The organism is Pedococcus sp. (assembly GCF_036000045.1).
GTDB lineage: Bacteria > Actinomycetota > Actinomycetes > Actinomycetales > Dermatophilaceae > Pedococcus.
Map to the genome: position 1 here is coordinate 55,993 of NZ_DASYGF010000025.1, position 19,896 is coordinate 75,888.

At 66.7% G+C, this 19,896-nt stretch carries 16 protein-coding genes and 1 pseudogene; 11 read left to right on the plus strand and 6 right to left on the minus strand.

The features are described from left to right. Positions 1-343: 343 nt before the first annotated feature. The 4 genes from VGN50_RS05075 to VGN50_RS05090 all read left to right on the plus strand — a co-directional run bounded on the left by VGN50_RS05075 (position 344) and on the right by VGN50_RS05090 (position 6,564). Complete coding sequence (locus VGN50_RS05075) at positions 344-2,044, plus strand: cytochrome b (protein ID WP_414694562.1); 1,701 nt, start codon at positions 344-346, stop codon at positions 2,042-2,044. Positions 2,045-2,282: 238 nt separating this feature from the next. Beyond that, positions 2,283-3,200, plus strand: coding sequence for an aldose 1-epimerase family protein (locus VGN50_RS05080; protein WP_327443592.1), 918 nt, complete (start codon positions 2,283-2,285; stop codon positions 3,198-3,200). Positions 3,201-3,967: 767 nt separating this feature from the next. Then, complete coding sequence (locus VGN50_RS05085) at positions 3,968-4,360, plus strand: low affinity iron permease family protein (protein WP_327443593.1); 393 nt, start codon at positions 3,968-3,970, stop codon at positions 4,358-4,360. Positions 4,361-4,851: 491 nt separating this feature from the next. Next, positions 4,852-6,564 (plus strand): glycoside hydrolase family 15 protein, encoded by a 1,713-nt coding sequence (locus tag VGN50_RS05090; RefSeq protein WP_327443594.1) that lies wholly within the window; start codon positions 4,852-4,854, stop codon positions 6,562-6,564. Positions 6,565-6,887: 323 nt separating this feature from the next. Here the strand turns inward: VGN50_RS05090 and VGN50_RS05095 are convergent. Next, positions 6,888-7,045 (minus strand): annotated as a pseudogene (locus tag VGN50_RS05095) (transcriptional regulator); the annotation flags it as partial. A 184-nt stretch (positions 7,046-7,229) separates the two neighbouring features. On the opposite strand from VGN50_RS05095, the gene VGN50_RS05100 reads away from it, so the two are divergent. From VGN50_RS05100 to VGN50_RS05120, 5 genes are all read left to right on the plus strand, one after another. After that, positions 7,230-8,219 (plus strand): aldo/keto reductase, encoded by a 990-nt coding sequence (locus VGN50_RS05100; RefSeq protein ID WP_327443595.1) that lies wholly within the window; start codon positions 7,230-7,232, stop codon positions 8,217-8,219. 117 nt (positions 8,220-8,336) lie between these two features. Then, positions 8,337-9,119 (plus strand): ABC transporter ATP-binding protein, encoded by a 783-nt coding sequence (locus tag VGN50_RS05105; RefSeq protein WP_327443597.1) that lies wholly within the window; start codon positions 8,337-8,339, stop codon positions 9,117-9,119. Further along, entirely contained in the window at positions 9,116-9,877 is a 762-nt protein-coding gene (locus tag VGN50_RS05110) for an ABC transporter permease (RefSeq protein ID WP_327443598.1), read from the plus strand. Before VGN50_RS05105 ends, VGN50_RS05110 begins: the two co-directional genes overlap by 4 nt. Positions 9,878-9,939: 62 nt before the next feature. Beyond that, on the plus strand, positions 9,940-10,713 hold the full coding sequence (locus tag VGN50_RS05115) for a MerR family transcriptional regulator (RefSeq protein ID WP_327443599.1): 774 nt from the start codon (positions 9,940-9,942) through the stop codon (positions 10,711-10,713). Between the two features lie 124 nt (positions 10,714-10,837). After that, on the plus strand, positions 10,838-11,437 hold the full coding sequence (locus tag VGN50_RS05120) for a hypothetical protein (protein ID WP_327443600.1): 600 nt from the start codon (positions 10,838-10,840) through the stop codon (positions 11,435-11,437). Between the two features lie 1,160 nt (positions 11,438-12,597). On the opposite strand, the gene VGN50_RS05125 is transcribed toward VGN50_RS05120, so the two are convergent. The 3 genes from VGN50_RS05125 to VGN50_RS05135 all read right to left on the minus strand — a co-directional run bounded on the left by VGN50_RS05125 (position 12,598) and on the right by VGN50_RS05135 (position 17,685). Beyond that, positions 12,598-15,012 (minus strand): PQQ-binding-like beta-propeller repeat protein, encoded by a 2,415-nt coding sequence (locus tag VGN50_RS05125; RefSeq protein WP_327443601.1) that lies wholly within the window; start codon positions 15,010-15,012, stop codon positions 12,598-12,600. Positions 15,013-16,267: 1,255 nt separating this feature from the next. Further along, a complete protein-coding gene (locus tag VGN50_RS05130) occupies positions 16,268-17,077 on the minus strand; it encodes a DUF2182 domain-containing protein (RefSeq protein WP_327443602.1) in 810 nt (269 codons plus the stop codon). A 5-nt stretch (positions 17,078-17,082) separates the two neighbouring features. After that, complete coding sequence (locus VGN50_RS05135; RefSeq protein ID WP_327443603.1) at positions 17,083-17,685, minus strand: DUF1326 domain-containing protein; 603 nt, start codon at positions 17,683-17,685, stop codon at positions 17,083-17,085. 274 nt (positions 17,686-17,959) lie between these two features. On the opposite strand from VGN50_RS05135, the gene VGN50_RS05140 reads away from it, so the two are divergent. Next, positions 17,960-18,307, plus strand: coding sequence for a DUF4282 domain-containing protein (locus VGN50_RS05140; RefSeq protein WP_327443604.1), 348 nt, complete (start codon positions 17,960-17,962; stop codon positions 18,305-18,307). A gap of 75 nt (positions 18,308-18,382) precedes the next feature. Further along, positions 18,383-18,571: a hypothetical protein gene (locus VGN50_RS05145; RefSeq protein ID WP_327443605.1), complete on the plus strand. Its 189-nt coding sequence runs from the start codon at positions 18,383-18,385 to the stop codon at positions 18,569-18,571. A gap of 91 nt (positions 18,572-18,662) precedes the next feature. On the opposite strand, the gene VGN50_RS05150 is transcribed toward VGN50_RS05145, so the two are convergent. Both VGN50_RS05150 and arr read right to left on the minus strand, forming a co-directional pair. Then, entirely contained in the window at positions 18,663-19,232 is a 570-nt protein-coding gene (locus tag VGN50_RS05150) for an SRPBCC family protein (RefSeq protein ID WP_327443606.1), read from the minus strand. Between the two features lie 100 nt (positions 19,233-19,332). Beyond that, entirely contained in the window at positions 19,333-19,743 is a 411-nt protein-coding gene (arr, locus tag VGN50_RS05155; RefSeq protein WP_327443607.1) for an NAD(+)--rifampin ADP-ribosyltransferase, read from the minus strand. Positions 19,744-19,896 lie beyond the last annotated feature (153 nt).

The window sequence follows — 19,896 nt, forward strand, 5'->3', positions numbered from 1 at the left end:
CCATCACGGCCAGATTCAGGCTGGCCGGCTGGTCACGGGCACCAGAACCCGAAGCCGGGGCAACGTGACGAGGATCGGAGGCCTCGGTTCGAACCGTCCTCTTCGCGTTCATGGGGCCCAGGTAGGCCATTCATTGCGCTAAATCAATGGTTGCGCTTGCGATCGGGGTGTACGCGTGTGATTCTGCGAAGTACGGCGAGAGTCGTTGCGTGAGTGCAACCCATGACTCTGCGCACATAGTTTCATCAGGAGTCATCGTGCGAGCTTCCACCCAAGGCCAGCCATCGCCGGGCACCGGGCTGCCCCTGCGCATCAGCGATATCGCCAAGTACCGGAGGTGGTGATGGGGGTGAAGCAGGAACTCGGGGGCGTGGCAGGCTGGCTGGACGACCGCACCGGGATCGCCAAGCCGAGCGGCCCACTGCTGCGCAAGGTCTTTCCAGACCACTGGTCGTTCATGCTGGGAGAGGTCGCGCTCTACTCCCTGATCGTCTTGCTGATCACCGGGACCTTCCTGACCTTCTGGTTCGTGCCGAGCTCCGGCCAAGTCATCTACGGCGGCTCCTATATCCCGTTACGTGGCATCCCCGTGAGTGAGGCGTACCGCTCGACCGTGGACATCTCGTTCGACGTGCGGGGCGGACTGCTGATCAGACAGTTGCACCATTGGGCCGCCCTCGTGTTCACAGTGGCGATCGCCGTTCACATGATGCGGGTCTTCTTCACTGGGGCGTTCCGCAAGCCGCGGGAACTGAACTGGATGTTGGGGTCGTGCCTGTCGCTGCTCGCGATCGTCGAGGGCTTCGCCGGCTACTCCTTGCCCGACGACTTGCTCTCCGGCACCGGTCTGCGGATCGCCGACGGCCTGATGCTGTCAATACCCGTGATTGGCTCGTGGCTGTCGTTCGCCGTGTTCGGCGGCCCGTTCCCAGGCAACGACATCATCCCGCGCTTGTATGCCGTGCACATCCTGCTGTTGCCGGCACTGCTGGTCGGGCTCGCCCTAGCGCACGTCCTGCTCGTCTTCATCCAGAAGCACACTCAGTTCCCAGGACCGGGCCGGACCAACCGCAATGTCGTGGGCTTCCCGCTGATGCCCGTCTACCTGGCCAAGGCGGGCGGGTTCTTCTTCATCGTGTTCGGCGTGACCGCCCTCATCGCCGGGCTGGTCACGATCAACCCGGTCTGGATGTTCGGTCCTTACGACCCCACGGCTGCGTCGGCTGGCTCGCAGCCGGACTGGTACATGGGCTTCGCCGAGGGAGCGCTGCGGCTCATGCTCCCGTGGGAGATCCACGCCTTCGGGCGCACGCTGAGCCTCAACGTGCTCGTGCCGGGCGTCCTGCTCATTCCGGCGATGTACGGCGCCGCGCTCGCCTACCCGTTCCTCGAACGCTGGGCAACACGGGCAGGCCCGCAGGAGCACCACCTGCTCGACCGTCCTCGGGACGCCCCGACCCGCACCAGTATCGGCGCCGGCGCCCTCACCTTCTACATCTGCCTGTTCCTGGCGGGCGGGAACGACATCATCGCCGTGAAGCTGCACCTGTCGATCGAGGCGATCACCATGACACTGCGTGTTCTACTGTTCGTGGCGCCGTTCACGGTCGCGTGGGTCACGCGCCGGATCTGCCTCTCGCTTCAGCGCCGCGACCACGCCCTAGTGACGCACGGACGTGAAACCGGCATGCTCGTGCGAACCGCCGGAGGAGGCTTCATCGAGAGGCACGAAGCACTATCGCCCTACGCCCAGTGGCCCTTGGTCTCACGCGCACAGCAGCACACGGACAACGCTCCACCGCACGCCGTCGGCATTAGCGAACCCTCGCATCCCAACGGAGCAAGTGCGCATGGGCAGACGCCAGAGGATTCGACCCACTGGCGCGACCGGCTGAAGGCTGCGGCCGGCCGGCTGTATTTCTCCGACCAGATCGCGCCCCCCACCCCTGAGGGCCAGCACCTCGCTCACGAGGCCGTCCGAGAGGATCAGGCCGCACTGCACGACGCGCGGGTCGGGGGCCCAACCCTGCCCAGAGAGCCATGACCCCGCGCTCCCCCTTGCGCACTCGGTGCGCGGGCCCAGGCGACTGGGCTGCTCGGGTCTGGGCGCTGCGACCCGGGACCAACCACTCTTGGTGATCAGGAAGCGACGACGGCGCACTCCCGGTAAGGGGCACCGCCTCATCATGCGAACGCGTCCAGGCCCCCGCCACCCGATCATCCACGGGACCTGCCCTCACGCCTGGACGGCTCAACTCACAACATGGAAAGAGAGACATCTCGTGCCGAATTCGCCCTCGGGTCAGCAGTACGTGCTCCGGGACGGAGATCAGGAGGTCACTGTCGTCGAGGTCGGCGGCGGCATTCGCTCCTACCGTGTCGGTGACCGGGACGTGCTGCAGCCCTACGCTGAGGGAGCGATGTGCGACGGCGCCCACGGTGCTCCTTTGATCCCTTGGCCCAATCGCCTCGGTGACGGCCGGTACAGCTTCGAGGGGACCGACTACCAGGTCGCTCTCACCGAACCGGAGAAACACAATGCCATCCACGGGTTCCTCCATTGGCGGCCCTGGCAACCTCTCCGCCAGTCCGAGAATCACCTTGTCATGGCCGCCACCCTCTACCCGCTGCAGGGATACCCGTTCATGTTGGAGGTGCAGATCGACTACCGCCTCGACGGTGCCGGCCTGAGCGTCACCACCAGCGCCACCAACATCGGCGATCAGGCCTGCCCCTACGGATGCGGGCAGCATCCCTACCTCTCCCCCGGTCCGGGCCTGATCGATGACTGCGAACTGCAGCTTGCCGCGCACACCCGTATCCTCACCGACCCAGAGCGGCAGCTCCCCGTGGGCACCGAAGACGTCGCCGGCACGGCCTTCGACTTCCGGAGCACACGCCGGATCGGTGACCTACACGTGGACCATGCCTTCACCGACCTGGACCGCGACGCCGACGATCGCGCGTGGGTCGCCCTGACCGGCACCGACGGACGCACCAGCGAGATATGGGTCGATGAGGCGTACCCCATCATCGAGCTGTACACCGCGGACAGCCTCGACCCGACGCGTCGACGTCGCGGGTTGGGGACTGAACCCATGACGTGCCCACCCAACGCCTTCCAAACCGGTCAAGGTGTCATCCGCCTGGAGCGCGGGCAGACGGTCCGCTCCAGCTGGGGAGCCCGCCTGCGAGCATGAACGCACGCTGAGACTCAGACGCCGGCGCTGAGGATCCCCAACAGTCGAGCCGTGTGGTCGAGGGAAGTGACACCGACACGACGGCATGCCCGTTACGGCCCCCCTCCACAGCCGCAGGTCCAGGTCCAGGTCCAGGTGCACGGCGTCCGGGAGCTCGATGCCAAGGCCCTCGAGGCGCCGGCAGCCGATTGACCGTGCCGGAGCGGTCAATGCCACGTCTCGGCACATATCGCCGGTGACCTCACCGCACTGGCCGCCTCATGGCGGCGAGGGCCAGCCAGGAGCAACTAGCGCGCCCTCAGCGATCCTCGTGAACGGAAGTGCGTGTTAGAAGGGCTGCCGCCATCTTGCTGCTCAGAGGTCACCCAGCGATCTCGGCACAGTTCCATGCGCCGCGCAATGGTTGCGAGGTCGCATCCTTTGGTGCAAGTATTGTTCCCGTGCATCCACAGGGCCACGAGACGTCTACGTCAGATCCAGCGCTCACTCGACGATGCCCGAGACCAGGGACCTCGCGCCGCCTACCTGGGGTGGGCTTACTGAGCTCAGGGACGAGAGGCCATGAACACGCGCCGGCAGCTTGAATCTCGGGGCACCCAGTTGCCACCTCTACTTGAGCTGGCCGGGGACGTTCACGAGGACATCCAGGCAGTGCTGACTCTCACACTCAGCGACGCCACCAACCACCCGTCGCCGCCAGGAAGGGCAGAGACGTGAAGAACCGCCCGGAAGACCGGAGCACTTGGCTGACCCGGGCAATCGGCCATGTGACTGGTTGGCTCGGTTCCGTCCCGACAATAGTCACCGCGCTGGTGCTGGTCGTGCTGTGGTTCATCGGCGGCTTCTTCGTCCCAGGCCACTTCCGGAACAACACCTACCAACTGTTGATCAACACCGGGACCACGATCATCACGTTCCTCATGGTGTTCATCATCCAGAACACCCAAAACCGGGACGGGCGCGCAGTGCAGGCCAAGCTCGACGCCCAAAGCGAGGTCCTGAGGTCGGTCGCCCAACGGCTGGACATCGAGGACGACGAGGACCTGCTGACCAAGCTAGTGGGTGTGGAGGACGCTCCGGAGCGGGTCATCCAGGACGACCAGAAGGAGGTGCGGCGGGCCGCCGCGACATCGGGCCAGCGCGACGTCACCCCGAACTGACGGAAGGACGTCCTCGCCCGTCAGGAGGCGAATCGAGCTGCCCTGAGGCAGATACGCAAGCACATGAACAGTTACCGGCGGCCCATCTGGTGTCCTTGCTACAAGAGTGAGCGCGCTGGCGGTGAACCTTCCGACTCCGGCCTATGGGCCTGGGCTGGACGACCTGGGCCGGGCCCGACCTTTTGATCCAGTTAGGAGCTGCGCACGGATGCCCCGCATCGTTGCTGCAAAGACAGGGTTCAAGTCCCAGCGACCCCACCCCCAGCGTCATGATGAGGAACCGTGGTGAAGCTGTGGGATCCGGCCGGCGACGCGGACGGCCGCGGCTTCGGCGCGTACGGCATCGTTGGCGACCAACGACACGGGCATGATCCGCAGTTCAGGGCGTCCCGGCATCACGGCGTCCTCGGCGCCGCCTTCCCCGGTGCGCTCCGGGTTCGGGGACGGCGATGACGACAGGGACGAGCCCGAGCGACCGCATCCCTCCGCAGGTGCTCCGCGAATACGCGCTGCTGGCCGACGGTGAGCGCGGCGCCGTGGTCGGCCCGCAAGGAGACATCGTGTGGCTCTGCGCGCCCCGCTGGGACAGCGAGGCCGTCTTCACCTCCCTCATCGGCGGCGCCGGGCACTACACGGTGTCTCCTGTGGGGCGCCACGTGTGGGGCGGTTACTACGAAGACGGCTCGATGATCTGGCACAACCGTTGGGTCACCGACTCGGGCATCATCGAATGCCGCGACGCGCTCGCCTTCCCCGGAGACCCCCGCCACGTAGTTCTGCTGCGCCGCATCCACGCCATCGACGGGGCCAACTCCGTCACGATCGATATGGAGCCCCACGCCGGATACGGTACGCACCCGCTCGAGGACCTGCATCGGCATCGAGGGATATGGACGGGTCGCAGCGGCGGCATCCACATGCGTTGGACCGGAGGCCACGACGCCCGGCCCAGACACCGGCGCCATGCCCTGCACGGCGAGATCCACCTTGAGGCGGGCCAACACCACGACCTGGTCCTGGAGCTCAGCGACCAGCGCCTACCGGACGACCCGGCCGACGCCGACACCGCCTGGACCACCACCGAAGCGGCCTGGCGCGCCGCAGTCCCCACCTTTGACAACGTCCTGGCGCCGCGGGATACCCGACGCAGTTACGCGGTGCTGCGCGGACTCACGAGCAGCGGCGGCGGTATGGTCGCCGCCGCCACAACCAGCCTGCCCGAGCGCGCCGAAGCCGGACGCAATTATGACTACCGCTACGTGTGGATCCGCGACCAGTGCTACGCGGGGCAAGCCGTCGCCGCCGCGGGGTCCCACCCCCTGCTCGATGACGCAGTCTCGTTCGTCGGTGACCGCCTCCTCGAACACGGCGACCAGCTGGCGCCCGCCTACACCACCACGGGCGCGGCGGTACCCGATCAGCGCCACCTAGGTCTGCGCGGGTACCCCGGCGGTTACGACATCGTCGGGAACTGGGTTAACCAGCAGTTCCAACTGGACGCCTTCGGTGAGGCGCTCCTGTTGTTCGCCGCGGCCGCCCGTCACGAGCGCCTTGACACCAACGGCTGGCGCGCCGCCGAAGCCGCAGCCGGCGCGATCAACCACCGATGGACTGAACCTGACGCCGGCATTTGGGAAATAGACAACCGTGCTTGGACCCACAGCCGTCTGACCGCCGTCGCTGGACTGCGCGCGATCGCGGCCGTGCATCCGGCCCCGGCCCAAGGCGCGGACTGGCTGAGGCTGGCCGATCGCATCACTGCCGACACCACCACGCATGCTCTTCATCGCGACGGGCATTGGCAACGGTCCCCGGATGACCCCGCGCTCGACGCCGCTCTACTGCTGCCCGCTTTGCGCGGCGCCGTCGCCTCGGATGACCCCCGCACTGTCGCAACCCTGAACGCCTACCTACACGATCTCACGCGAGACGGCTTCGCCTACCGCTTTCGGCACGACAACCGCCCTCTACAGGACGCCGAGGGATCGTTCCTTCTCTGCGGCTTCCTTGTCGCGCTCAGCCTGGACCAACAGCACCAGCCGGTCCAGGCCCAAGCCTGGTACGAACGGACCCGGGCCGCCTGCGGGCCACCGCAGCTATTCAGTGAGGAATACGACCCTCACCAACACCAGATGCGCGGCAACCTGCCCCAAGCCTTCGTCCACGCGCTGATGATCGAGGCTTCCGCCCGCTTGGCCCACTAGGGAAACACCATGTCACCCAGACCCACCCCTCCACTCCTCGAATCCGGCGTGATCCCGGACCGGGCCTGGAACCCCGCGGCGGATGTCAGGCGGTCCTGCGGTGGACCGCCCACTCGGTGGGTCAGCTCGCCCTGGAGCATCCCCTGATCTTCCCATGGTCGCCACCGCCATCCGGCCTGGGTGAGCACAGCCAGCATCGACATCCGACCGCGTATGAGGTGACCGACGAGCGCTCAACGTTGGGGTTTCGACTTCCTTGGGAAATCCGTCCGAACGCCGCCTCGTCCAAGCATCGCCAGAAGGACGACGAGCAGGACGGCGGCAAAGAGCCCGACGCTGATGCCGGCCAGCGAAGCGACCTCCTCCCGGCGCAGCCCGGTGACCGGCGGTTTGCCCCGTACACGCGCCGCCCGGCCTGGTCCGGGGTGAGCTTGGCGCGACGGGTGGTCAGAAAGTCGCGCAGGTCGGTCTTGGCGGTCACGTCCTTCACGGTAAGGGCCCACGCGGCCCGTGGGAGGCTCTGTGAGTACCCCTCTCAGCAGGGCCGGTTACGGGTGTCGCGCGTGCCGTTCCCTTGAGGGGTGACACCTTGAGATCCCTTCGACGCGGTCCAATCGGGTCGTCCGGAGAGCCCTAACCCGCGACAACCAGCAAGGAGAACAACCATGGACGCACGCAAACTCGGTCAGTCCGGGCTGGCCGTGTCACCGCTCGGCCTGGGCTGTATGGGCATGAGCCAGTCCTTCGGCCCACGACCGCCGCGAGACGACATGATCACGTTCCTGCGGGCGGCCGTTGACCGCGGCGTGACCCTGTTCGACACGGCCGAGGTCTACGGACCCTTCCACAACGAGGAACTCGTCGGTGAAGCGCTGCAGCCCGTCCGCGACCACGTCGTCATTGCCACCAAGTTCGGGTTCGCCTTCGACGAGGCTGGCAACCAAACCGGCGTCACCAGCCGACCGGAGGCCATCCGCGCCGCCGTGGACGGGTCGCTGCGCCGCCTGCGCACAGACACCATCGACCTGCTCTACCAGCACCGCGTGGACCCTGATGTCCCCATCGAGGAGGTCGCCGGCACCGTCAAAGAACTCATCGAGGCAGGCAAGGTGCGCCACTTCGGGATGTCGGAGGCGGGCGCGAGCACCATCCGTCGCGCGCACGCGGTCCACCCGGTCACGGCGCTGCAGAGCGAGTACTCGCTGTTCTGGCGCGAGCCCGAGGACGAGGTCCTTCCCGTCCTTGAGGAGCTGGGCATCGGGTTCGTGCCCTTCAGCCCGCTGGGACGCGGCATTCTTACCGGACAGCTCACCGCTGCTACGCAGTTCGGCGAGGGAGATATACGAGCCACGCTCCCTCGATTCGAGAGCCAGGCTCTGAAGGCGAACCTCGCGCTGGTCGACCTCGTCAAGGGCGTGGCCCAGCGCAAGAGCGCCACTGTCGGACAGGTCGCCCTGGCTTGGCTGCTTGCCCAGAAACCGTGGATCGTGCCCATCCCCGGCACCAGGCGTCTCGAGCGCCTCGACGAGAACCTGGGGGCGGCACACCTTGAGCTCACGCGGGAGGACCTGGCCGAGCTTGACAGGGCATCGACCAGCGTCCAGGTCCAAGGCGACCGCTACCCAGAAGCCATGCAGCGCATGATCGACCGCTGAGGCAAACATGAGACGCCGAGGTCGGCGGGTCCGCCCAGGCCAGGGCGGTCCTAAGATCGGTCGCCTCCGGCTAGTGCTCTTGACCTTGACGCAGGGTCAGGCTTGCAGGCTTGTGCCATGACCACGAGAAATGCCATCGAGATCGCAGGACTGACCAAGTCCTACGGCGACAACGCGGTGCTCAGGGGCGTCGACCTGAGCGTCCCGACGGGCACCATCTTCGCCTTGCTGGGATCGAACGGGGCCGGCAAGACCACCGCGGTGAGAATCCTGTCGACCCTGCTCAAGGCCGACGGTGGAACCGCAGTCGTCAACGGGTACGACGTGGCCACCCAGCCGGCGCAGGTGCGTGAGTCGATCAGCCTCACCGGACAGTTCGCTGCTGTCGACGAGATCCTCACCGGCCGGGAGAACCTGGTCCTGGTCGCCCAGCTGCGACGTCTGAAGGATCCGGGCACGATCGCCGACGGCCTACTCGCGCGATTCGACCTTTCGGACGCGGCCGGACGGAAGACGGCGGCATACTCCGGCGGCATGCGCCGTCGCCTCGATATCGCGATGAGCCTGATCGGCGACCCACCCGTGCTCTTCCTCGACGAGCCGACGACGGGCCTCGACCCGCAGTCGCGGCTCGAGGTCTGGAAGACCGTCAGGGAGCTCGCCGGTCAGGGCACCACGGTGCTGTTGACCACGCAGTACCTCGACGAGGCCGAGCAGCTCGCAGACCGGATCGCAGTCCTACACGAGGGACGGATCATCGCCGACGGCACGCTCACCGAGCTCAAGCGACTGCTCCCGCCGACCGAGGTCGAGTACGTCGAGAAGCAGCCGACCCTCGAAGACATCTTCCTCGCGATCGTCGGCCACGACAGCCCTCACCAGCAAAGGACCGACCGATGAGCACCTACTTCTTCCACGACACCCTTGTCCTACTCAAGCGCTCGCTGCGACACATCCTGCGCAGCCCGGACACGATCATCACCACCGCGGTCACCCCGATCGCCATGTTGCTGTTGTTCGTCTACGTCTTCGGTGGGGCCATCAAGGTCGGGGGCGGCAGCTACGTCAACTACCTGCTGCCCGGGATCCTGTTGATCACCGTTGCCTCCGGCATCGCCTACACCGCGTTCCGTCTGTTCATGGACGTCTCGGGTGGCATGTTCGAGCGCTTCCAGTCGATGCCGATCAGCCGGTCGGCCCTGCTGTGGAGCCACGTCCTCACCTCGGTCGTGGCGAACCTGACCTCGCTCGCGCTCGTCGTCATCGTCGCGGTGGTCATGGGCTTCCGCTCCGGTGCGGGTGTGCTGGCCTGGCTCGCGGTCCTCGGGATCATCGTGCTGTTCACCTTGGCGCTCACCTGGCTTGCGGTGATCCCCGGGCTGACCGCGAAGTCAGTCGACGGGGTGGGCGGGTTCTCCTACCCGCTGATCTTCCTGCCGTTCGTCAGCTCGGCGTTCGTGCCCACCTCCGGTATGCCGGGCCCGGTGCGGTGGTTCGCCGAACACCAGCCCGTCACCCCGATCGTCAACACCATTCGTGACCTCTACGCCGAGCAGTCGGTGGGCAGCGATGTCTGGACTGCCCTCGCGTGGTGCGTCGGTCTGTTGCTCGTCGCCTACGCGATCGCGATGCGCACCTTCGGTAGCAAGATCGCCTGATGTCCACGGCGATCGGGTCCCGAGCCGCCCCGGAGCGGCCAGCGAGCTCGCAGAATAGGGCCATGCTGACCATCAGCCAGATCGCGTCGTATGCCGGGGTGACGGTCCGGGCGGTCCGTCACTACCACGCCAAGGGCTTGCTCCCCGAGCCTGAGCGGGACCACTCCGGCTACCGGCGCTACGACGCGGCTTCGGTCGTCGAGCTCGTCAAGATCCGCACGCTCGCCGACGCCGGGGTGCCGTTGTCGCGGGTACGTGAGCTCCTGATGGCAGATGCCGACGAGTTCGCGGCGGCGGTCGAGGACATCGACCGCCGCTTGCGCGCCGAGATCCGAGAACGTCAGCGTCACCGTGAACGCATCGCCAAGCTGGCCTCCGGCGACAGCCTCGCGCTGCCGCCGGAGACCGTGGCCTACCTCGACCGGATGCGCGAGCTCGGATTCCGCGAACGGCTGATCGAGGTCGAGCGCGACAGCTGGATCCTCATCGCGGCCCAGATGCCGGACGAGGTACCGGCCTTCATGGCGATCAAGCACGCGCAGCTCGAGAACGAGGGGCTGCGTCGGCTCTACCTCGATGTCGGGGAGCTCGCCGAGTGCGGGGCGAACGACCCGCGACTGCCGGCACTTGCGGACCGGGTGGCCGCGTTCATCGAGGCAGCCGCGGCGCAGGCGGTCGGGGTTGAGGAGGAGTACCCAGTCAGCGACGACCTGGTCGCGCTGCTCGACGCTGCATTCATCGAGTCCTTCCCTTGCGCCCCGCGCCTGCTCGAGCTCCTCGAGGAACGGGGCTGGACCGGCTGGACGAACATCAGACGTATGGATTCCGCGGTCTGATCGGGCCCTCGGAACGTCAGGCTGGGCTCCCCACCTACCTACCAGTTGAGCGAGGTGACAAGGACGGGACCGGGAATGCGGCAAACAGGATCGGGTAGCAACTGTTGACCCGGATACTGCTGCCATGTCGCCTCCCGCACCGCTCCCCACGGTCAGCGCCGGCCGCCGATGGGCGCTCGGGTGCGCGGGTTCGCTCCTCTTGGGTTTCGTCGTGGTGGCGGTCGCCTGGGTGCAGCTTGACCCGTTCCATGTCGCCGAACGTGACGGGCGACGCGTCTACCACCAGTTCACCGGTCGCGACCCAGTTGCGGTGACCCGGGAGGGCACCTACATCGGCGACGAACTGCCAACCGGCGTGGCGTCCGGACCACTGGTCGGGCCGACGACCATTCGCGCACAGATGCTCAACGCCCGTGCGGCACTGCTCGCCGCGGGGTACCGGCCGAGCTCACTGTCCACCCTTTCCAGGTTGTGGTGCACCGTGGACAGCTGGCCGTTCTGGCGTCCAGAACACGCCCCGGCCACGGTGCGGATCTCGTGCGAAGTCACCGGGGCGAACGACCACGGGTCGACTGCGGCGGTCGCGCTGGAGGAAGACATAGACCCGCGTCGGTTGAGCGTGAGCGTGACGGCCACCGGGTACCAGGCCGTGTCCGCTGACACGGCTCCGGACCTGACAGTCACCGGGGGCAAGGTTCGCGTGACCGTGTCCCAGACGCTCTAGCTCCTGTGCCGCGGTCCACCTCAGGTCGCGGCGACTGGGGCGGAACCTTCGCCGGGTGGCAGAGGTCGTCGCGGCCGTCGCCCGGAATACCTCAGATGTTGGCGTCTAGCTCATGCCGTTCGGTCCGGTTTGGGTCAGGTTCCTGCGAAGTGGTCGATGGCGGTCCACAGCGTGCCCCTTATAGACCAGCTTTCCCGCGTTGCGCAGCAGCTGCCCTTCCCTCATACGAGCCGGTCCAGACCGTGAACGCGGTCTCTCTCGTTGGGGATCTGGGCCAGTCCAGGGTGGCGTACCGGGTCACCGGCCGCAACGTAGGGCGAGCCCGCGACACAGCGGCGCGACCACGACGAGAAGTCGTTGACCCGAGACACTGTCGTACACCGAGCTGCGGCCGAGGGGTCTAGCCAGGGGGGACGCGATGTCGACCCGTGCGCAGCTCATGCTGCCCGGACCCATGGCCCCTACGTGGAGTCGGACCGTCACCCGGTCAGCGGTCTGGCTGACAACGTGAAGGGTGCCCCCGCAGTTGATGATGCCGTGCAGCAGGCGTCCATTCGGCGAGACCATGATTGGGCCTGTCCAGGGCACATCGGCGGCGCATCGGCCTCCCGCGGGTGGGGTGCAGATCGAGGGCGACGGGGCCGGCGACCGCCCTGTGGTGAGTGCGTGCGGCGCGCAGCCCGTGAGCAGGAAGGCGAGAGCTGCAAGAGCGGGAAGGAGTCTGCGCATGTCCGTAGGACGTCGGTCCCACCGGGCGGGTTCCGCCTGTGAAGGGGTCAACCAGACCCGCGTGGGGTAGGGCGGCCCCGGCGCGCTCCCGCAGCTCCGCTCACGTCGGTGGTTCTCGTGCTGGTGGAACTCACCACGGGCGTACCCGTGGAGGGGGTGACCTTGACGCGGCGGCGCTACAAGCCGGGAGCGATTCAGCTTCTCGGGGCGGTCGACCGCGCGCGGATCGCCGCACGTGGGTCCGTCGATTTCGGTCCATCCGTGCGGTCAGTGACGAGCCTACGGATGACCATGTGCTGGTCATCCCAAGGTGACGAGCCTGGTTCAGACCGATGGCTTCGACGGGAGGCAGGAAAGGCGATTCGCGTGGTCGTGCTCAAGGTGCTGGGACGATGGTGCAGGCACGGGCGAGTGCGACCGCCCGCAAGAGCTCAGTTGGTGTACACGGTCACGAAGCCGCCGGCGGGCACTGCCAGCAGACCACTGGCGGCAGCCAGACCAGTGTGCATCCCGAACGCGTCCGAAGTGGACACGGGACCCGGAGCAACCGCCGTCCATACCTGGGCGCCGGTGCTGCTGTCGATACCGTAGAGGTTGCCGTTGCTGCTACCGGTGAAGACGATCCCGTTGGTCGTCACCGCCGTCGTGTCGATGGAACCGTCGCCGGTGAACGACCAGTGCGCCGGGGAGCCGGCCTTGTCCACCGCCTGCAGGGCGCCGCCGCTGACCAGGTACATGTTGGTGCCGTCGAACGCCGGCATGCTTGTCCCGCCGAAGGTTCCGCTGCTCACTCCGGTAGCCGTCGAGACGATCAGAGCACCTGGGCCCTGGTTGCCGCCGCGCAGGTACAGGTTGGCCCCGTTGAGCACCGAGGTCGCGCCCCCGCCACCCTCACAGCCGTACGTTTGTGTCCAGCGGTTCGTCCCACTCAGGCTGAAGCCGGACGAGAGATCGCAGGCGTAGTCCTCGTACACACCAGAGTCGTCCACCGCCGGCGAGCTGACGTCACCGTTGGCCACCGGGGCCGACCAGACCAGCTTGCCGGTGGCCTCGCTCAGGGCGAAGAGGGTGCCGCCACTGCCGGCGCCGGAGGCGTACAGCACTCCGTCGTAGGCAGTGGGCGGGGCGCTGAACGAGTACTGGCCGGGGGCGGTGCTCCAGTTGGCATGCCCGGTGGCCGCGTCATAGGCGGTCAGGTTGCCGTTGCTGTTCTGGGTGAATACCTGCCCGCCGTCATAGGTCAGTCCGAGCCATCCATAGGTACTCGACATCGGGGTGAACCAGTCCACTGAGCCGGTGGTCGCGTCGAGGGCGTACAGGTCGTCGCCGTTGCTTTTCGCAACCGTGACGAATACCCGGCCTCCGGCGATGAGTGGATAGGAGATGTTTGCGGTCCCCGAGGAGGGGTTCAGGTTGGTCGACCAGGCTTGGTGCAGTGTGGCCGGGTTGAAAGTGTCGCTGGTGTCCATGCCGTCGTGGCGGGGGTCATTCTGAAACGCGGTTGCGACAGTCTTGGACGCCTGGGCCACCGAGATGGCCAGCGAGGCAGACGCACTCGGCGAGTACACGTTGTCACCTGAGTAGGTGACCACGATGTGGCGGGTTCCCGGTGCCAGAGCCGCCGTGGTCAGGTGGGCAACGCCGCCGATGATCGGCGTGACAGCCAGGATCGATCCATTGCTGCCGTCCGTGAACGTTACCTGGCCGGTGGGTGGGCCTGAGGCGCCTGCTACCGAGGCGGTCAGTGTCAGTGCCGTGTCGTACGTAGTGGTGCTCGACGTGGATGTGAGTGTCGTCGTGCTCGGATGGGTGGTGGTGCTCTCGAAATAGCCGACGGCGTCGATCAGGGTGTCCAGCGTTCCGCTGCTGTTGTACTCGGCGAACGACCTGGTGCTGGTCATGCTGAGCCCGGTCATGACCATGTTGGAGCGCACCTCGCGCGAAGACAGGTTCAGGCTGGAGGTGCCCGGAAAGCTGGTGTCAGCGGGATAGACACTCAGGTAGGTCCCCAAACGGTCGTCGAGCCCGGTGGCGTTGGCGACCATCGCAACGGTGTTCCCATCACCGAACACTGCCGACGTCGCCGCAGCGGCGCTTTGCCCGGCGGAGAGGGGGTGAGGCAGGCCTCTTCCAATGCGGGTATCCACAACTCGTGTGGGTGTGATCGCCTTGAAGATCGACCCGCCACCGCCAGCTAGCGGAGTGTAGAAGCCGACGACGTCGACGACGATGTTCACGGGGCCGTCCGAGAAGTTTCCGACAGAGAAGCTTGGGTCTCCGTTGTTCGTGTCCAAGGCTGTTCGGGTGATGGCCATGTTCGCGACTGTCTGTCCGGCGACGAAGTTCAGCGCCGAGGTCTGCGGCGGTTGGGGACCCGCACCCGGCCAGACTTCGAGGTAGCCCGCCCGGCTGGGGCCGGTGACCGTGACGTTGAGCGCGATGGCCGTTGTCTGCGGCACCGTTAGATCCACCCAGAGGTAGTGCCCGGCCAGGACTGCCGAACTGTGGCGGGTGTCGACCAGACGCGTGGGCGACTGCGGGTTGTAGACGCTCTTGGGGTTCGAGTCAGAAGTTCCCGTGTAGTAGCCGACGACGTCGAGCACGGCGTTGACACTGCCGGCGGAGTTGTACACCACGATCCCACCCGTGCTGCCGAGGGACACTGTCGCCTCGACCGAGCTCACATGGCTCGCCACGAAATCCAGGTTCGACGTGCCCGGCCGCGATGACAGCTCCGGGTACAGCGTCAGGTAGCCCGTTGCGGTCGCGCTGGCCTCGGTGAGGTTCACGACCACAGCTGTCGCTCCCGCCGGGATACCTGCGCGTCCGGTGACGGGCACGACCACGGTGCGGCCTGCGCCGATCGCACCAGAGCTGGAGGCCCTCCCGTCCACCGTGGGGGCGCCCGGCCGGGTGTCCAGGAGCCGGGCAGGCGATACACCGACGAACGCCCCCGCGCCCGAGCCCGCTGTCTGAGGTACCACGGCACCCGACAAAGCCCGAACGGGAGCCGGGGACGTCGAGGATGACGCAGCAAGGCGACCGCCCACCACGCCAACCGACACCTGAGCGGCGTGCACCGACCTGTCCAGGGGTGCGCGGGCGGCCGAGACAGGCCGGCCCGACGCTCCGATGGGTGCCATCGCCACGCCGTCAGTACCAGCAGGCCGAGTCGTCGACGCCGACGCAGACAGCGGCACCAATGACGCCGAGACCCCAATACTGCAGACGGAACCAACCAGCGTCAGAAGCACTACCGAACGTGGCCTGCTGGAAACACCTCTGCGCAGAAGGGTGCGACGCCATGACCGCAGCAGGACGCGGCGAACCGGCACGGCGCGGACGATGACTGACGCCCATAGGGCCCTGCTCGCAGAAATCAGAAGAGAATCTGCAACCCCAGAACCAGCCATCACTCGCCCCCCGCCCGGAACCCGACGTCCCGGACAGGAGCGTCGAGCAGACTGTACCGGTATCGGCCGTTGACGGAATGACTTTTGAAGCACTCGCGATCTTGTCAGAGCTGGTCCTTTCAGAACTCGCCAACCTTCATGGTTGGTGTGATTCGGACCAGGTCTCCTGATTCCGTGCGAAGACGAAATCCGTTGGTCAAGTGACGGTCTCGAACCTCTTAGCATTGAGCCACATAGGTCGCTGGTGGCTGAGGCATGTTCTGACACACGGGCCGCTGGGCCGACGGTGGGCGTCAACCGGGCCACCTTCCCGCCGCGCCCGATTGTTCACACGGCGCCCGTTCCTCCAGCGCAGATCGCATCCCCGCGGCTCACGGGACGCCTACCCGGCCCGGCGTCCGAGCCCACCAGCGGGGCTCACCAGCGGGAGTCACCGCGCGCGAAGCTGCTCTGGCCGTTCACCGCGGAGGCCGCGCTCGGGGCCGTCACGACTATCAGCTTGGTTCGGATCTGGGTCGGCCCGGGTGGCTGGGTGGTGGTCGATGCTTCCGTCTCAGGTAAAGGTCGCGCACGGCTTCGAAACTGCTACGCCTCCTCAACGGCACCCCACCAACCCCATCAGCTTCTGTCGCCGGTCGAGCGTGAAAGGCCGGCACAGGGACCCGGCTGTGTTGGGCCGGGTTGCGGTTCAGTGCATCGGCATGACCGCACCGGCGGGGATGGTGAGCCCAGGCAGCGCATGAGGGGCGACCAGCAGCAGCACCCCCAGGCCGAACAGGAGGGCCGCAGTCGCGTATGTGACGATGCCGCGCCAAGGCAGCGTCTTCTCCAGAGCGATGAGCCCCGCGACCAGCGCCATCCAGCTCACGCTCATCACCCCCAACGCGAACAACGACGCCATGAGGGCCCAGCAGCACCCGACACACCAGGCTCCGTTGCGCACCCCCATCGTCACGGCGCCGGTGGGCCCCGGCCGCCACGAGCCCAGGAGCGCTCCCAGTGGGCTGCGGCACTTGGTCAGACACACGTTCTTTAGCGGCGTTACCTCGTATGCCGCGGCGACGAACAGGGTGCCGGCAGCGATGGCCTGACCCGCGTGATCCCACTGGAGCGCGTCTCCGAGGACTCGGCCCCCCACCAGCGAGACCAGATAGGCGACGAGGCCTGCGGCGGCCCAGCTCAGCAGGTACCCGCCGGCGAAGAGCCATGGCGAGAGAGCTGAGCTCGCCTTGGTGACGCGGGTGTACAAGGCGACGGTCGGAGCAACCGAAGGGAACATCATCGCCGCCATCATCACGACCCAGACGCCCAGGAACCACCCGAGACTGCCCAGGTTGGTCCACGGCCCGGCGTCCATCCCCTGCATCTCACGTGCGGTCCAGACCCAGCCCAACGCGGCGATCACGACCAGTGCGGCGACCAGACCGAGCCGGGCGCGAACAGCTCCGTATGCCGGCGCAAGCCCGGCGGTGCGAACGCCGTCTGGGGTCGGTCCCATGGGAGTCAGGCGGCCCAGGAGAACTCTGACGTCGACAAACCTGTCTTGCCCTCGTAGGCGATGCCGAAGGCGTTGATCCGGGTGTGCTTGGCCTCGGCCATCGTCAGGTTGGAACCGACCGGGTGGAACATGCCGTCGAAACGCACCGGCCGACCACTCTCCACACCGAACGGCACGATGTCCTGAACCTGGAAGTCAATGGAGTCCCCCACCCGGACACTGTGCACGAGTCCGTCATCAGTGACCTCGATGTTCGCGCGTTCGACACCGGCGATCTCCCCGACCAGCGGAGCGAGTGCACCCATGGGGCCGCCCAGCTGACCACCGAAAACCTTGACCAGCTTGTCGAACTGCTCATCGCTGGCCGCGTCGTCGACGTAGATGCCGAGCCGCCAGTTGCCCTCAGTCATCACCTTGGGGGTGTCAGCAATGAGGACGACCTTCCTGCCCGCGATGTCCATGCCGTCGATCTGACCGTCACGGATGTTGAACACCAGCGTGACCCGGCAGAAGTCGTAAGTGGCTCCATGGTCCAAAGACAGGTTGCACGGGCACATCAGCTCGCACGAGCAGGTCTCCACATAGCTACCGGTCAGATTCCACGCCATGGCCCGGCCCCCTTCTCAGTACCACAAGTCTCGCCATCGCCATCGGACCCGTCAACGACCATGAAGGCGACGAATGCCCCATAGCGCGACAATCCGAGACAACGAATTCCACTGCGCAGCAGAGCTGTTGGCGACGAAAGCGAGGACGAGAGATCAAGCAGGGCAAGCAGAAACGCGTACTCGAGACCACCCATCGGTGCGATGCCGCGGTCGGTTTGGGCGCCTACGATCTGCACTGCCCGGAAACACCGGCCTCGCCCGGAAGGACGTGCACATGACGATTTCCCCGGCCGCCGCGACCCACCCCAAGGGCTTCTTCGCCGCACTGTTCGACTTCAGCTTCACCAGCTTCATCACCTTGAAGTTCCTCAAGGTGATCTATGCGCTCCTGGTCGCGATGATCGTGCTGACAGGTCTCGTGTCCTTGCTCGTGTCCATCAGTCAGGGGGGCGCATTCATCTTCGTCGGCCTGATCCTCGTTCCACTGATGACTCTGGTCTACCTGATCTTCGCGCGCGTCGCCCTCGAGTCGGTAGCCATGTTCTTCCGCATCGGGGAGAACACCTCGGTCATGGCGGCGAACTCGGCCAACCCGAACACTGCACTGCCGGGCGCAGCCTGACTCGCGCCCGGAGCAACATAGCGTTCGCCCCAACCGGGCCGATCGATACCAGCGCGAGGGCGCTGGACGTATGCCGTGCCGCACGCTCTGGCCGCGCCCTCGAGGGCGGGGGCATGCGGCGTCAGCCTCGGCACAGCTGCAGGGCTGCTGGCTCTCGGCATCCCCGCGGGCGCTGCCGCCTTCTCCACCTACCACCAGGTCAACCTCGTCTCGGACGTCCCCGGGGTGGCGCAGGTGACCGACCCGAACCTCGTGAACACGTGAATCCCTGAGCCATAGGCGGGGCCCTGCGGGTCGCTGGCGTGGTGGGCGAGTCCGCAGCTGCACGAAGCTGGAGGAATCGGCACGACGTGCGTCAGATGGATTGGGCGTTGAGGCGTTGCCGCAGGCCTTCGGCCATACCAGCGATGGTGACGATGTCGATGAGCTCCCCGGCTGTTTCAGCCAGCCATCTACGGCGGACGGGGGCCATTCTCAGGCGTAGGAAGACCCGGGTTCCGTCTCCGGCCGGTTGCAAGGTGATCGACCACGTGACCGTGGTGCGGCCGCGCTGCGAGGTGTAGACGAGCGAGGTTGGTGGATCGACATGCGCGATCTCGAAGGTTTCGTTCTTGCCGCCGTAGTCAGGGACAGTCTCGCCGACCTGCAGGTGCTGCCATCGGTCTTGGATCTCCCATGCTGCGCGCCGGGAGGCCGGAAGGAGCCGTTCGAGGCCGGAAGGCAGGTACCAACCGGCGCGCATCTTGCCCAGCTGGGCCAGCCAGGGCCACACCTGCAACGGTGGGGCGGCCAGGGTGAATGCGCGGTCCATCACCACGTCAGCCTGGGAGACCAGCTCGTCGCCGCGACGTGGTGTGGCCTTCTCCGCATCGGTGGCGGCGATGGACTCAAACATGCCTTGTCCATGACGATGGTCGGCGAGCAATGATCCTATCCGCAGTCGCCGTCCTGCAGTCGTGACCCGATCGGGAGACTGCCGGGGCCGTTCGTCCCTGTCGTCGGCCCGGCACTGGGTTCATCGCGAATCAGTTGATGATCTCACCGCGTTCCCCTTCGAGGGTCGCCGCCAGCCGGTCACGCCATGCCTGAAGCGCCTCGGGCGTTAGGCGTGTCCAGTCCACTACCTCGCCGGTGACTCTGAGTGGCTCCGTGCTGCGGTAGGACCGGGTGGGATTGCCGGGAAACTTCTTGTCGGTCACGTTCGGGTCATCCTCGAAGGCGCCGGTTGGTTCGACGCAGTACACCCGCGGAGCACCCTCGCCGGCGGCCAGCTCCGCGGCGAGTCCGGCGCCGTCTGCCAGCGCCGTGAAGTAGATGTGGCTCATGACGACTTCGGGTCGGTAGTTCGAACGGAACCCTGCGGTGAGCATCTCACCAACCGACAGATCGGCCTTCGTGCCGTGGAAGAACGGCCCCCCGTCCAGGACTTCGCTCACCGCCATAGCGTAGTTGGCTCGGAATGCGACCGCGCTGACTTCAGCCGCAATCGGGGCTTCGCGTCGGATGTTCGGCCCGCCGTATGCCGTCCGCTCCCCTAGGCCCTGAGCGACCAACAGCTAAGCCAGGGCTTCCGATCCGGGCCCGGGCGC

Excerpts from the sequence above, each read along its gene's own strand:
- VGN50_RS05075 (WP_414694562.1), top strand. The coding sequence starts at position 344 with ATGGGGGTGAAGCAGGAACTCGGGGGCGTGGCAGGCTGGCTGGACGAC.
- VGN50_RS05100 (WP_327443595.1), top strand. The coding sequence starts at position 7,230 with ATGGACGCACGCAAACTCGGTCAGTCCGGGCTGGCCGTGTCACCGCTC.
- VGN50_RS05105 (WP_327443597.1), top strand. The coding sequence starts at position 8,337 with ATGACCACGAGAAATGCCATCGAGATCGCAGGACTGACCAAGTCCTAC.
- VGN50_RS05110 (WP_327443598.1), top strand. The coding sequence starts at position 9,116 with ATGAGCACCTACTTCTTCCACGACACCCTTGTCCTACTCAAGCGCTCG.
- VGN50_RS05115 (WP_327443599.1), top strand. The coding sequence starts at position 9,940 with ATGCTGACCATCAGCCAGATCGCGTCGTATGCCGGGGTGACGGTCCGG.
- VGN50_RS05120 (WP_327443600.1), top strand. The coding sequence starts at position 10,838 with ATGTCGCCTCCCGCACCGCTCCCCACGGTCAGCGCCGGCCGCCGATGG.
- VGN50_RS05130 (WP_327443602.1), bottom strand. The coding sequence starts at position 17,077 with ATGGGACCGACCCCAGACGGCGTTCGCACCGCCGGGCTTGCGCCGGCA.
- VGN50_RS05135 (WP_327443603.1), bottom strand. The coding sequence starts at position 17,685 with ATGGCGTGGAATCTGACCGGTAGCTATGTGGAGACCTGCTCGTGCGAG.
- VGN50_RS05140 (WP_327443604.1), top strand. The coding sequence starts at position 17,960 with ATGACGATTTCCCCGGCCGCCGCGACCCACCCCAAGGGCTTCTTCGCC.